Annotated in this window: 13 protein-coding genes and 1 pseudogene; 8 read left to right on the top strand and 6 right to left on the bottom strand. The window is 48.7% G+C overall.

The features are described from left to right. Positions 1-62: 62 nt before the first annotated feature. The gene (locus tag M4I42_RS00070; RefSeq protein WP_268850242.1) at positions 63-632 is read right to left on the bottom strand and encodes a hypothetical protein; all 570 of its coding nucleotides are present in this window, start codon (positions 630-632) and stop codon (positions 63-65) included. Between the two features lie 224 nt (positions 633-856). Here M4I42_RS00070 and M4I42_RS00065 point away from each other — a divergent pair, with 224 nt between their 5' ends. From M4I42_RS00065 to M4I42_RS00045, 5 genes are all read left to right on the top strand, one after another. Further along, positions 857-1,357 (top strand): competence protein ComK, encoded by a 501-nt coding sequence (locus tag M4I42_RS00065; RefSeq protein WP_268850241.1) that lies wholly within the window; start codon positions 857-859, stop codon positions 1,355-1,357. 74 nt (positions 1,358-1,431) lie between these two features. Further along, positions 1,432-1,866, top strand: a complete 435-nt coding sequence (locus M4I42_RS00060; protein ID WP_268850240.1) for a DUF1284 domain-containing protein — start codon at positions 1,432-1,434, stop codon at positions 1,864-1,866. A 90-nt stretch (positions 1,867-1,956) separates the two neighbouring features. Beyond that, positions 1,957-3,324: an aspartate kinase gene (locus M4I42_RS00055; RefSeq protein WP_268850239.1), complete on the top strand. Its 1,368-nt coding sequence runs from the start codon at positions 1,957-1,959 to the stop codon at positions 3,322-3,324. Positions 3,325-3,488: 164 nt separating this feature from the next. Then, the gene (locus M4I42_RS00050) at positions 3,489-4,403 is read left to right on the top strand and encodes a processed acidic surface protein (protein ID WP_268850238.1); all 915 of its coding nucleotides are present in this window, start codon (positions 3,489-3,491) and stop codon (positions 4,401-4,403) included. Continuing rightward, positions 4,400-4,915: a class D sortase gene (locus tag M4I42_RS00045; RefSeq protein ID WP_268850237.1), complete on the top strand. Its 516-nt coding sequence runs from the start codon at positions 4,400-4,402 to the stop codon at positions 4,913-4,915. Before M4I42_RS00050 ends, M4I42_RS00045 begins: the two co-directional genes overlap by 4 nt. Here the strand turns inward: M4I42_RS00045 and M4I42_RS00040 are convergent. Next, complete coding sequence (locus M4I42_RS00040) at positions 4,895-5,335, bottom strand: YwpF-like family protein (protein WP_268850236.1); 441 nt, start codon at positions 5,333-5,335, stop codon at positions 4,895-4,897. The genes M4I42_RS00045 and M4I42_RS00040 overlap by 21 nt on opposite strands. A 262-nt stretch (positions 5,336-5,597) precedes the next feature. On the opposite strand from M4I42_RS00040, the gene ssb reads away from it, so the two are divergent. Then, positions 5,598-5,942 (top strand): single-stranded DNA-binding protein, encoded by a 345-nt coding sequence (gene ssb / locus M4I42_RS00035; protein WP_268850235.1) that lies wholly within the window; start codon positions 5,598-5,600, stop codon positions 5,940-5,942. A gap of 336 nt (positions 5,943-6,278) precedes the next feature. On the opposite strand, the gene M4I42_RS00030 is transcribed toward ssb, so the two are convergent. Continuing rightward, positions 6,279-6,689, bottom strand: coding sequence for a helix-turn-helix domain-containing protein (locus tag M4I42_RS00030; protein WP_268850234.1), 411 nt, complete (start codon positions 6,687-6,689; stop codon positions 6,279-6,281). A gap of 190 nt (positions 6,690-6,879) precedes the next feature. On the opposite strand from M4I42_RS00030, the gene M4I42_RS00025 reads away from it, so the two are divergent. Further along, positions 6,880-7,377 carry a hypothetical protein gene (locus M4I42_RS00025; RefSeq protein ID WP_268850233.1) on the top strand — a complete coding sequence of 166 codons (498 nt, stop codon included), beginning with the start codon at positions 6,880-6,882 and terminating at the stop codon, positions 7,375-7,377. Between the two features lie 125 nt (positions 7,378-7,502). Here the strand turns inward: M4I42_RS00025 and M4I42_RS00020 are convergent, their stop codons facing one another. After that, on the bottom strand, positions 7,503-10,256 hold the full coding sequence (locus M4I42_RS00020) for a DEAD/DEAH box helicase (protein WP_268850232.1): 2,754 nt from the start codon (positions 10,254-10,256) through the stop codon (positions 7,503-7,505). Then, entirely contained in the window at positions 10,249-11,817 is a 1,569-nt protein-coding gene (locus tag M4I42_RS00015) for a hypothetical protein (RefSeq protein ID WP_268850231.1), read from the bottom strand. The genes M4I42_RS00020 and M4I42_RS00015 overlap by 8 nt, the downstream gene beginning before the upstream one ends. A 256-nt stretch (positions 11,818-12,073) precedes the next feature. Here M4I42_RS00015 and M4I42_RS00010 point away from each other — a divergent pair. Beyond that, positions 12,074-12,616 (top strand): annotated as a pseudogene (locus M4I42_RS00010) (C40 family peptidase); the annotation flags it as partial. Between the two features lie 14 nt (positions 12,617-12,630). Here the strand turns inward: M4I42_RS00010 and M4I42_RS00005 are convergent. Continuing rightward, positions 12,631-13,128: an LCP family glycopolymer transferase gene (locus M4I42_RS00005; protein ID WP_268850230.1), complete on the bottom strand. Its 498-nt coding sequence runs from the start codon at positions 13,126-13,128 to the stop codon at positions 12,631-12,633. Positions 13,129-13,217: the final 89 nt, after the last annotated feature.

Here is a 13,217-nt window from a genome sequence, read left to right as displayed (position 1 = left end):
TTATACTCACCCGCTTCGTAAAATATGACTGTTTTGTGAAAAAAAGCTAGCGGTCGCTAGCTTTAGTACTCGAGTTCAAGCCCATCTAACAGAAAATTTGCATAGGCGCCGCTTAAATGATGGAACGCTTCTACTACATCGTTCGGTTCGGCCTCAAAAAATCCTTTCATCATGTCTTGATTTTGTTCATGAATAAAGCTTAAAATGAAATCCGTTTTAATGCGGTTGGCGACCAAAACGGCACAATACGACCGCTCGAGCTGTTGCTTGCGCTCTTTTTGATCCGCAATTTGCGCAAAATGCGCTTCGTAGCGACCGACGATGTTTGGCAGCTCGCCTTGAATGCGCGTTTGCGCTTCTGTCATCATTGCTTCGACCGCAGTTGCCGTCGGAAACGTGCGGCTTGTAAGCACCGTCTGAAAGATTTGCTGCAACGCATACGTCGATTCGGTCGCAAAGGCGACGTTCGTTAATAAGACGTGGATATATTCGTCTTCATTCGCGGTATCAATGCGCATCTTCATAATGACTTCAAGCACATCGGAATGAATTTTTTCTTTTGTCCAATCGCTGATAAGCTGCTGAAGCAAAACGGATAATACTTGCCCCATTTCTTCTTTCGTTACGCTCATTCATCATTCCCTGCCTTATCATGTAGTATGGCTACCTTTAGCATGCCACTTTCGTTTATAGGAAGTCAATGACGAGAAATGAAAAAACAAGTCGAAATAATAAAAATTATGCTTAAATTTGAAATTTTTGTATAATAAAAAAGAAAGGGGAAAGAAGACCTCTTTCAAAAACCGAACATATGTGCTAAAATTTTATGTAAAATAATGGACGAGGGGGAATGAACGTGCGTTATGAAATCGGGGAAAATACGCAGGCGCTCGAGCCGGTGTACAATGAGCGGGGAGAATTGTGCACGATCGTTCACGAAACGAATGCCACTTATACGGTCGAAACATCCCCTTTGCGCATTGTCGAACATAGCTGCATTTACTACGGTTGCGCCTATGAAGGGCGATTAGAAGCAGCGAAATTGATCTTAGGCTTAAAGCAAATGGTTCCGATTTGCGTCAGCAATTCACTAAGGCTCTACATGATACCGACTTGCTCCCCAGAAAGCGACAAATGTTTTTGGCTTGCGTTGCGCCACATCCACTACATTGAACCGTACCGGCAGAAAAAAGCAAAGGTCATTCTCGCCAACGGCACTTCCCTCATCATTGACGCACACCGAGATACGCTTGAAGCGCGGCGGGCGAAAACGACGCTGCTTTATTATACGCTCGAAACCCGCTGCGGCATTTATAAAGTGATTGAGCAAAAATTTCCGCTCTGGCGGCTTTTTTAAAAACTGTCCCATCATCGGGGCAGTTTTTTATCATATAATTAATAGAATGAAAGATAATGAGAGGAGCGATAAAGGTGAAACCGTTGCGATTGCGAGGGCATCATTTATTATGTATCCACGGGTTCCGCGGCATGGGATATAGCCCATCGTTTGTCGAAAAAATGTGGGAAATCGTCAACGACGTTCGCGACGAAGAAAAAGATATGCCGATTCAAGTCGTTGTGGCGCTTGACGAGGCGTGTTTTTCTTGTCCGCACCACGGCGAATCGACGTGCCAGGCCGACCCGAATTCGAATGAACATGTTGTGTCGATGGACCGAAAAGTGATTGCGCACCTTGGTATTGAAGAAAATGAAATTTACTTAAAATCGGAACTGCTTCGTCTTACCGCCCGAAAAGTGCGGCCGGACGATTTACATCATTTATGCGCGAACTGCTCGTGGCTTCCATATGGGGTGTGCAAAGAAGGGATTGCCAACTTGCGAGCGGGAAACGTGCAACAAAAATGATCGAATTATCAGAAATTGCTTCTTCCCCTTTCCAAAAAGTGTGGTATGATAAGAAAATATAAATGATTTTTTACGGAAAGGGTTTTGCAGATGAAAGTAGCTAAATTCGGGGGAAGTTCTGTTGCTAGCGCAGAACAATTTCGCAAAGTGGCGTATATTGTACAATCGGATGTGGAGCGCCGCATTGTCGTCGTGTCCGCTCCAGGCAAGCGGTATAAAGCCGACACGAAAATGACGGATTTATTGATTCAACTCGGTGAAGCAGTCATGAACGGCGAGCGTGTTGAACCGTTGCTCGAAGCGGTGATCGGACGGTATGCTGATATTGCTGACGGATTGGAATTATCTGCATCTGATTTAATGGAACAAATCAAAGCGGATTTGCAAGGAAAAATCGAAACGTATCGCCACGATCCTAACCGTTTAATGGATGCGCTCAAAGCGAGCGGAGAAGACAATAACGCGAAATTAATGGCGCTCTATTTACGAAGCATCGGGCTGGATGCGCATTACGTCAGCCCAAGGGAAGCCGGCATTCTCGTCACGGATGAACCGGGCAACGCGCAAATGTTGCCGGAGTCGTACGAAAAGCTGCGGCAGTTGAAAGACCGTTCTGGGGTGCTCGTCATTCCTGGATTTTTCGGCTATTCGGTGAACGGGCATATCGTCACGTTCCCGCGGGGAGGCTCGGATATTACGGGTTCGATTGTCGCTGCTGGAGTCGGGGCGGACGTTTACGAAAACTTTACGGACGTCGACTCGATTTATTGCGTCAACCCGTCAATCGTCGAAAATCCGCGCCAATTAAAAGAAATTACATATCGCGAAATGCGTGAGCTGTCGTATTCCGGCTTTTCCGTGTTTCACGATGAAGCGTTAGAGCCGGTCTATAAAGCGCGCATTCCTGTATGCGTGAAAAATACGAACAATCCAGAAGCGCCCGGCACGTGGATCGTCGCGCAGCGGGACCATCGTGACCAGCCAGTTGCCGGCATCGCCAGCGATACCGGCTTTTGCAGCATTAACGTCAGCAAATATTTAATGAACCGTGAAATTGGCTTTGGCCGAAAGTTGCTACAAATTTTGGAAGATGAAGGCATTTCGTATGAACATACACCGTCCGGCATTGACAACATGTCCGTCATTTTGCGGGCGAGCCAGCTCGAGGGAGAAAAAGAGCGCCGCATTATTGACCGCATTCAGACGGAATTGCAAGTCGATGATATTCAAATTGAATACGGCCTTGCGCTTATTATGGTCGTCGGCGAAGGGATGGAACGCGCTGTCGGGGTAGCGGCGAAAGCAACTGCCGCGTTTGCCCAAGCGAAAATCAACATTGAAATGATCAATCAAGGCTCGTCGGAAGTGAGCATGATGTTCGGCGTCAAAGAAGAAGTCGTCGACCAAGCAGTAAAAGCGCTATATGACGCCTATTTTTCCAAACAGCCACTCTCTTAAAAAGGGAGTGGTTTTTTATACGGGAACAAGGCTCTGCCTAGCTTCAAGCGCCATAAGGTGTTATGCGATCTTCGCTGATCGAAAGGCGCTTTGCACGCTTCTTACATAATGAGGAAGGAAAATGAAAATACTACCATTGTCGAGAGGACAATGGAGGGATGCTGATGAGAAAGTGGATCGTTTCTGTTAGTTTGTTACTTGTTTTCTGCCATTCGTACTACGTGAGAGCAGCGGTTCGCATGGTGGACGTTGAGCCGTATATGCGCGAGGTTGGCTGGACGGAAATGGATTTGCAGCGCTATTTATGGCAATACAAACGGACGCTTGCCGATTTTGCGACGGCGGAAGAGTTCAAGCGCTGGCTTGGCCCACCGGTGACTGAAGCTGGCGTGGAGCAGTTATTGCAGCGCTATCAGTTGACGGAAGAACAATTAGAGGCGCTGCTCGGTCAATTTGGTGAAACAATACAAGATTATACATGGATGAACGATTTAGATGCCGCTGTCCGCTTCTATTTGCGTTCGTATGAACATATGCAGCGGGTGCATGATGCGCTTTCGTCATTAGAATTTACCGAAGACGAGGCGAAGCGGCTGTTTGACCATGTGCGGGCACTTCCAGCGAACGGAAAAACCGAGTTGCAAGCACAAGCCACACGGTTAACAGACGGGAAGAGCAATCCAGCAGTGCTTGCCGACGTATGGCAACAACTGTTGCACACCCTTCAGCTAAAAGCGGATATGTACATCGTGGCGACCGGACAGATGCAGCCGGTGTCTGCACGTGAACTGCTGGAGCGAAACACGCGTGACGAAGACGTATGGATTGCGTTGTCGGACGAAGAAGGGATGCGGATTATGGACTTGCAGCTGCCAAAGCGCACGAATGTCGTAGATGCGATGATTGAAACGGAAAAAGAGCTGCTTATGGCAGGGCAGCTAGCGTATGACATGAAAGGAACGCTATATGGGCAAAAAATGGCAAACACTGCGTCGCCATACGTTGCGAATATGCTATGGGGAGCGGCTTGTTTGTTCGTTGCATTGCTTCTTTTTTGGAACAAGAAGGTGGCGCGATGAGGAAGGGATTCGCTTGGTTGTTTAGCGCGATCGGGATTTGGTTGATAGGGTGGAACGGATATTCGTATTGGCAAGGGCTTCACGCTACGGTTCCTTCCACGGTAACAGCACAAGGAAAGGTGTTTGGCACGCTCACGATTCCAAAACTTTCGCTTGTTTTGCCGATATATGAAGGAACAACGGAAGCGGAATTGAAAAAAGGGGTTGGGCATGAGCCAACTAGCGCACTGCCAGGGGAAATAGGGAATGCCGTGCTTTCTGGCCATCGCGATACAGTGTTTCGCAAACTTGGACAAGTCGGGATAGGGGATGAACTTGTCGTCGAGACGGTGGACGGTCAGTTTGTGTATGTCGTAAAAAAGGTGCGGATCGTTTCGGAAAACGACCGCACCGTTCTTGTCAATAAGCCGCGCCCGACGTTGACGGTGACGACTTGTTATCCGTTTCAGTTTATCGGCGATGCCAAGCAGCGGTATGTGCTTGTAGCGTATTTAACGTCCGTTCACCATTGATTCTTTCGTCCCGCGCCGTTCGTGGAGCTGGTGTTTAAATTCTTTTAATAGCGCTTCGCCTTGCAATCCTTGTTCAACAAGTCCGGCTAACACCGTTTCCGCCCAGTCCGTTTTGCTGCGGACAATGTGCCCGTCCATTAATACGCTTGCTCGGTCGTTCATTGGCGTAATCGAACGAACGGAAGCGATGACGTTGGCAGGGTCGTTGTTAATATTGGAAATGACAACTTGCAGGCGAAATTCCGCGTGCTCTTGTTGCAGTTCGGCAAATAGCGGTTCGTATTGTTTGTCGATATAGGTTTCAATGAGCCAGCGGTTTTTATCGTCTTCTTTATTAATAATGAGCCCATCAATCAGCGGTATGTCTTCCTCTATGTCATCGCGGACGACTTGGAGCCCGACCAGCTTGAACGTTTTCATTTTACCACCTCGTCAACGTTGTCTTACTCCCCATTATACCATACCGATGTTGGAAAAAGAAAAGCGGGGGATAGACAAACTTTGCGAAAAAAAGTGGCGATTCGTGCGAAATTTAAATTTTCTCGTGAATTTTGCTTCTTTTTGTCGGTTTTTGCATACATAAAGAGCAAGAATTAATCAGAAAATTGAAAAATCGTCATTTTACGGATTTTTTTCCATCGTTTATGATAAAAACGAGAAAGAAAACGAAAGGGGGGACGGAATGATTAATCAAGTCGTGCTTGTCGGACGTTTAACGAAAGACCCAGAGCTGCGCTATACGGCCGACGGCGCAGCGGTTGTGAACGTGACGCTTGCCGTGAGCCGAAACTTCCGCAATGCGGAAGGAGTGGTCGATACCGACTTTGTCCATTGCACGCTTTGGCGGAAAGTGGCGGAAAATACCGCAAACTATTGCCGAAAAGGGTCGATTATCGGCGTGACGGGCCGCATCCAGACAAGAAGCTACGAAAATCAAGACGGGAAGCGGGTGCATGTGACCGAAGTCGTTGCGGAGTCAGTTCGATTTATGGGTGGAAAAACGACCGCGTGGGTTGCACAAGAGTAAGTCTTTTCTTTCGTGGGGAGCTGCCTAGCTCCAAACGCCATCACGTGTTTCCTCCTCGGTGGGGCTTGTACGATCTTCCCCGATAGGCGGGCGCTTTGCACGTTTCTTATTCTTCCCCCAACTATTCCCCAAGAGAGAGAATCGCATCCTCACTCGTCCCCGCAATTGCCAGCTACCATCGGCTGGTCTTTTTTATTAGATGGGGAGCTGTCTAGCTCCAAACGCCATCACGTGTTTCCTCCTCGGTGGGGCTTGTGCGATCTTCGCCGATAGGCGGGTGCTTTGCGCTTTATCGCGCGGGCGCTACACCCGCTCCCCGTCGCCGCTGCTTTTCTATTACTCCATCGCTTTTGTAAATTCTTTTAAGACAGCAATGACAGCGGATTCAATATGTTTTCGTTTTTTGGCAGGGAGTTTGGCAAGCGAATGGAGCGCTTGTTCCATGTCGGGATGTTGCTTTAAGTAGTCGATAATATCAAGCATCGTTTCGTCGACTTTGTCGGTGGCGTACAGGCGGTTGACTTCGCGCAGCAGTTGTTGTTTCGACGGGCGCCTGCCGATTAGAGAGTCGATGCTCACCCCGTATAAGTCGCTTAACTTTTCCAACGATTGCAAGTCGGGAAGCGTTTCGCCTGTTTCCCATTTGCTAATTTGTGAGCGCGACATGTTTAGCTTTTGTGCCACGTCTTCTTGCGTCCAGTTTTGTTGTTTCCGCAAATATTTCAGATGGTCGGCTAGTTTTGTCATTTTGTTCACCAACTTTATGAATCTCACCGTACATTAAACATATAAGAAGAAGCCAACCATCCACGTTCGATTTTAGAACAAACAATCATTTGTGGATAACAAGAACAAAAAGCGGAATTCGACAACTTTTTTGCTCACCGTTAAATTGTTAAAATGTAAAAAAATGATAAATATTTACCGATGGGAGAGGATGAACGTGAATATTTATCTTGCTGATTTAGTCATTCGCCAACAAAAAGGACGAGGCCGTCGCTGTACATATCACATCTTTATTAAAGAAATGAAGCACCCGATTTCGCTTCGGCTTGCAACGATTACCCGTGCGAATTTTACCGACTCGCTCCGCTTTTTGCGGCGAAAGGAAGAAACGGTCGTGGCGATGGAAGGAGATGTCCGGTTTCGCGAAATTGCCTGCTATGCACACGCCCAGCTGTACTTTTTGTTTAAGTCGGTCAACCAGCGGTATATGTTCGTTGTAAAACTTGATTTAGAAAAACGAGCGGTTACGATCACTTCCTATGAATGGAGCGACCGTCAACAACAGTACGTCCCTCTTCGCACAAATGCGCTTCTCATGATCGAACGTCAACTCATCTATGACATCCTCCAGTCGCTTTCTATTTGCACGAAAAAACAAGTTTCCTATCTTTGTATGTCGCCAGCACGAAAAAATAAAAGGGATATCTGAAGATACCCCTATGGTTGCTTGTTCGCTAGTTTTTTTGCCATTTGTTCGCATAATTTTTCCCAAAGCGTTTGCTTTTCCGCTTCTTTTCGTTTTTGCTTTCGTTTCGTTTGTTTCGCCATCCATCATCATGCTCCTTTATGGACGAGCGCCGGAAGCGCGAGCAATTCGCGCAGTTCTTCGTTCGACAGCTCGGTAATCCACGCTTCGCTTTGAATGATTTCTTCGTTCAGCGATTGTTTGCGCTCAATCATGTCATCAATTTTTTCCTCAAGCGTGCCGACGGTAATAAGTTTATGCACGTGCACAAACCGGCTTTGGCCGATGCGGTAGGCGCGGTCGGTCGCTTGGTTTTCCACCGCCGGATTCCACCAGCGGTCGAAATGGATGACGTGGTTGGCCGCCGTTAAATTGAGCCCAGTACCGCCTGCTTTGAGCGACAAAATAAAGATGCTAAACTCTCCAGCTTGGAATTTTTCGATCATTCGGTCGCGTTCCGCTTTCGGAACGCTTCCGTTTAAGAAAGAAACTGGCTCATGAAGCTCTTTTGCCAACAGCTGCTGGATCATTTCGCCCATTTGAATGTATTGTGTAAAAATTAAGCAGCTCTCACCGTTTTCCCGAATTTGTTCGACTAGCTCCAACAGTTTTTCGAGCTTATGTGAGCGTTCGAGCACGTTTTCTGGCGTTTGCTCTTTCAAATAAAGCGCCGGATGGTTGCATAGCTGTTTTAAGCGGTTCAGCATTTGCAAAATCAGCCCGCGCCGTTCAAACGGATCGGCTTGCTCGATGCGCTCGAGCGTCTGCCGGACGAGCTCTTCATAAAGCGATGCTTGCTCGGCGGTCAGTGGGCAATATTCTTTTTGTTCGAGCTTATCCGGCAAATCAAGGGCGATCGCTTCATCTGTTTTTGTCCGCCGCAATAAAAACGGGCGGATGAGCTTTTGCAAGACGGCGACTTTTTTGGCGTCGCGCTCTTTTTCAATCGGCGTCGCAAACCGGCGCTGAAATTGCGTCAAGCTGCCTAAATAGCCGGGATTGAGAAAATGGAAAATGCTCCAAAGTTCGCTTAACCGGTTTTCCATCGGCGTGCCGGAGAGGGCGATTTTATGGCCGCCCTTTAGTTTGCGAATGGCGCGCGCCTGTTTCGTATGGGCGTTTTTAATATTTTGCGCCTCGTCTAAGCAAATCGTATCCCACTCGATCGAAGTAAGCTCCTCGGTATCTAAATGCGCTAAGCTGTACGACGTGAGCACGAGGTCGGCCGATTTGGCTGCCGCCGTGAACGCTTCGCCTTTGCTGCGGTTTTGCCCGTGATGGATGTAGAGGCGTAACGATGGCGCAAACCGCGCGCATTCTTTTTGCCAGTTGCCGAGCACGCTCGTCGGGCAAATTAAAAGCGCTGGCCGGTCGATTCGTTCATGCTCGCGGACATACGTCCAATAGGCAAGCATTTGCACCGTTTTGCCAAGCCCCATATCATCGGCAAGACAAGCGCCGAGGCGGAAGCGGCGCAAAAACAAGAGCCAGTCGACGCCGCGCTGCTGGTACGGCCGCAACGTCCCTTTAAACGACGCCGGAACGGCAACCGACGGAATGCGGTCGATGTTCGTCAGCTGGCGCACAAGTGTTTCAAAGCTTCGGTTCAGCTCGATCGCCACGTGGTTCCACGTATCATCGTCGTCCGCGTCGACTCGTTCGTCTTGCAACAAGGCTTGCTGCAAGACGTCGCGAATCGGCAACCCTTCTTCCTTCGCTTTTTTCATTAACGCTTGCATGCGTTGAATGAACGACGGATCAAGCTGAATCCATTGACCGCGGATGCGCAAGAGGCGGCGTTTTTGTTCGACAAGCGCGGCAAACTCTTCTTCGCTGAGTTCTACGCCATTTGTGGCGATTTTCCAGTCAAACTTAACAAGCGCTTCAAGCCCGAGCAGCGACGCTCCGGTTTTTGGTGTGGATTTGACGCGCGCTTTTAACGTCATTCGCGCTTGTTTAACCGCCTCCCACCATGACGGCAGCAAAATGCGGACACCGGCCTCGACCAGCTGCTCACTCGCTTCGGATAAAAAGCGCCATGCTTGTTCGTCGGTCAACGTTGGCAAAAGGGCATCGTTTTCGCCGCGCAGCCACGGCACGACGACCATCCATCGTTTTTGAGCGCGCCACACCGCTTGTTCATACGGCTGCCATTTTTCTGGCAAAGCGCCTTGTTTCCAAACGCATGTTTCGCTTTCATCATGGGCGATGAGCACCGTTTCGAGCGTCCAATCGGTGTCTTGCTCTGCCGGCTCAACTAAGTGGAGCGCGACGATAAACGGCGGCGCGTCGCCGTGCCAGCCGATTTCGTATAGCCAATCGTCTTCATTAGTTAGCCAGTACGGAATGTCGCCTGTGATGAGCGGATACGTGCGAGTAATATCATTCCATATTTCGCTTAGCTCGCTGTCGCGGGCAATCCATTCTTGAATCGCGAGCGACCGCCATTTTGTTAGAAACGGATCTTCTTCTGCTTCCCCTTTTCGCTTCCAACCGAACGCTCCGTTTTTCCAAGCGGAGAAGTCTGGCATAATGCGACGTTCGCGAATGTCGTCGAGAATCATCGCGGCCCATTGCTGAAAGAGGGCAGCGGATTCGTCCCATTCGATGCGCACGAATGCGTGATCGGAAGGATGGGCAAAAAACGTGACAGCCTCCCATGGCGAGAGCACGACCCCTTCGCGAGAGCCGATTTTTTTCTCGGTGAGAAACGTCCCGTAAAAGCTTTCTTCGTGCCAAAAAAACGCGCCTGACTTCCAAGCAGAGGGCGGGGCGTCGCTGTAAATAAAAAACGCTCGTTCTGAGTCCAGCCACTGGCATTTGAGCGTATACGTACTAATCATGGAGCAACTTTCCTTTCTCTAATTCTTCTTGAAACGCGCGGAGTCGTTTCGTTTCCTCACATAGCCGATTACGGTATTGGCGCCACGTGTCATATCGGCCGAGGGCACGGTAAGCAGCGCGCAGCTTTTTCAAATACCGAACCGCGTCTTTATAGCTTGCGCGGTTTTTGGCTTGAATCCGTTCACGTACGGCGCGATGGTACAGCGGCAATAGAAGTGAACGGTCGTGTTTTTCAATCGTTGTTAAAAACGGGCGATAAATCGTTTCGATGTCAATGCCGGCGACGTCATGGAGTTCGACCCATTGTTTATATTGCTCGTTTTCTAGCAAATAAAAGCTATAGTTGGAGGCGCTGTATGGCAAGAGTGCTTGCAGTATTTGTTCATACCGCGCGCGATCGTTCGTTTCATTTACGTAACGGTCGGCGAGAGACAGCAGTTCATGGGCAACCTCGCCGCGAAGATGGAGCGGCGCCTCCAACAATAGCTGTCTAGTAACGATGGCTTCCCACCATAGCGCCATGCGCGTCCAATGCTGACGGCTAGCGAGTTCACTTAGCCAAAAAAGCACGTGTGTGATAAGCGGGAAACGCACGTTTTCTAATAACGGCGGAATGTCGCTATCTTTTTCATATAAAAGAGCAAGCTGAATAAGCGCGAGCCGATGTTCATCGGTCAGCGGTTTATGGGCGCGCAATTCTTCCGTTTCTTGCGCCAGCCATTGTTCGCCAAAGATCGTGCGCCAGACGAGCCCGTAGACGCGAATGCGCCATTCTAAATAAAGCTTTGCGGAACGCACGATTTTTTGCACGTACTGGCGGAATTCGTCAAGAAGTAGCTCATTAGCAACCGGTTTTCTCGCCAAAAGCGCACATTTTTGCTGGATGACGTTCACAAAATCAGCGATGGCAGAATCCCAAAACGCTCGTTGATACGTAGAACGCTGAAACGGTTCGCTATATTCGATGAGGCGCTCAAACGTAAATAGCGCCGCATGTAAGTGATACAGCCATTTTTCTCCTTCTTGATAAGGCACTTTCTCGATGAGCGACGGGAAAAAGCGGTAGCACAAATAATGGGCAAACCAATAATCCGACGGCCGATGACGCTGTAAAAAGTAATGGAATGATTGTTCAAATTGTTTCTCCCAAGCATCGATGGAAGCAGCAGGGAAAGCTTGCTTTTGGACGATAGTTGTTCGTTTTGATGGTGTTTCCGACTTTTTTGTATTCCATTTTCGTACAAGGTCACCGACTTGTCCGACGTTCGCGTATAAATAAAAAAAGAGCGCGAACAAGTGTGGACAAAAATAAGTGCTCGAGCATTGGCACTCGCTTTGCGACAGCTGAAAAAGGTCAAGCACCGGCTTGTACACACTTCGGTCGAGCACGTTTGCTTGCACGACATCTTGTTCAATTAATTCAGCGTTATACACAAACCCTTCCCGATACAATTTTAAGCCTTTTTTCATCGCCGATTCATATAACGGGAAGGAAAGCTCTTGATGGATTTGCCGAGCAGCTTGATCTAAAACGGCTTTCGATAAGCTCGTTTGCAGCAACGTTCTTCCTCCTTTGGTCATTTCTTTCTATCATTCTCGTCACTTTGCCGAATACTTATACAAAATTATAACAAAAGTCATCTTCATTGAAAAAGAAAGTTTCGTTATACTAAATGGGAGGAGGTCGAAAGGGGAGAAAGCGATGGAGAGGAAAGCGAAACAAATGCTATTGACGTCCGCGTTTGCTTCGGCGCTATTGTTCATGCCAACGCACGGCAAAGCGGCGGAATGGAAGCTCGGCATGAGCCATCCGCAAATTAAAGAAGTGCAAACGTTATTAAAAGCAAAAGGCTTTTTTACATACCCGACTGCCACCGGCTATTTTGGAACGATAACGGAAACGGCAGTGAAAAAATTTCAAGCGAGCGTCCAATTGCCGGTGACCGGCATCGTCGACGACACTACTTACACGCGCCTTTGGCAAGCGCCAAAACCGTTCGACCCGATTGCGCTTGTTGCCAACGCCGCACCGCTATTAGGAAAGCCGTACGTATGGGGCGGGCAAACACCGGAACAAGGGTTTGACTGCAGCGGCTTGATCGTCTATTTGTTCCAGCAGCAAGGCATCACAATCCCGCGTACAGTAGCGACGATGTGGAACGCTGGTACAAGCGTTGACGTTCCTGCCGTCGGCGATGTCGTCTTTTTCCAAACGGAAGGGACGACTGTTTCCCACGCCGGCATTTATATCGGCAACAACCAATTTCTCCATAGCGCTAGCTCGACTGGCGTGACGATTAGTCCGTTCAACAGCCCATACTGGAGCGCGCGCTACATAGGGGCAAAGCGGTATTGGTAGGATAAACAGGCGCTCTATTGGGGGAGCGCCTTCGTTTTTCTAGGCAGTGACGGGGCGATTTGCAAATGCGCGTTTAGCTGCTTCGACACCGACTGCCGCTCTTTTTCTCGAATGATGACGTAAAAGACGCCGTTTATTTTTGTGCTTGTTCCGGCTAGGTGCAGCTTTTCGACGTTCGTATGGGCTCGTTTGTAGTTTGTGTAAATCGCTTTCATTTGTTCAAGCGTCAAATTTGTTTTCACGTGCCGTGCAATGGCGCGAAGCATGTCATCGTAGGCAAGCACCGAGGTTGCCCCTTTTTGTATGACCGCTTCCACGACTTGCTTTTGCCGGTCTTCCCTCCCAAACCCACCGCGCGGATCGTCATGGCGCATACGGGCATATTTTAATGCTTTTTCCCCATTGAGCATTATGTGTCCTTTCGGAAACGCCGTCTTGTCGTACGTAAACGCAAACGGATTATCGACCGTAATGCCGCCAACTGCATCGACGATGTCGCGAAACCCGTTCATGATTAATCACGCAGGAAACCCCTGCTTTCAAGCATGGGGAGGAATGCGTTTTTTTTTTGTTTATTTTTCGCTAAAAAAATATAAAATAA

The sequence above is a fragment of the Anoxybacillus sp. J5B_2022 genome (assembly GCF_026847645.1).
Lineage (GTDB): Bacteria > Bacillota > Bacilli > Bacillales > Anoxybacillaceae > Anoxybacteroides.
This window is presented reverse-complemented; position numbering and strand designations above follow the sequence as displayed.

Bases quoted from the DNA above. Each gene is read 5' to 3' on its own strand.
- M4I42_RS00005 (WP_268850230.1), bottom strand. From the start codon at position 13,128: ATGAACGGGTTTCGCGACATCGTCGATGCAGTTGGCGGCATTACGGTC.
- M4I42_RS00070 (WP_268850242.1), bottom strand. From the start codon at position 632: ATGAGCGTAACGAAAGAAGAAATGGGGCAAGTATTATCCGTTTTGCTT.
- ssb (WP_268850235.1), top strand. From the start codon at position 5,598: ATGATTAATCAAGTCGTGCTTGTCGGACGTTTAACGAAAGACCCAGAG.
- M4I42_RS00025 (WP_268850233.1), top strand. From the start codon at position 6,880: ATGAACGTGAATATTTATCTTGCTGATTTAGTCATTCGCCAACAAAAA.
- M4I42_RS00020 (WP_268850232.1), bottom strand. From the start codon at position 10,256: ATGATTAGTACGTATACGCTCAAATGCCAGTGGCTGGACTCAGAACGA.
- M4I42_RS00030 (WP_268850234.1), bottom strand. From the start codon at position 6,689: ATGACAAAACTAGCCGACCATCTGAAATATTTGCGGAAACAACAAAAC.
- M4I42_RS00055 (WP_268850239.1), top strand. From the start codon at position 1,957: ATGAAAGTAGCTAAATTCGGGGGAAGTTCTGTTGCTAGCGCAGAACAA.
- M4I42_RS00050 (WP_268850238.1), top strand. From the start codon at position 3,489: ATGAGAAAGTGGATCGTTTCTGTTAGTTTGTTACTTGTTTTCTGCCAT.
- M4I42_RS00040 (WP_268850236.1), bottom strand. From the start codon at position 5,335: ATGAAAACGTTCAAGCTGGTCGGGCTCCAAGTCGTCCGCGATGACATA.
- M4I42_RS00045 (WP_268850237.1), top strand. From the start codon at position 4,400: ATGAGGAAGGGATTCGCTTGGTTGTTTAGCGCGATCGGGATTTGGTTG.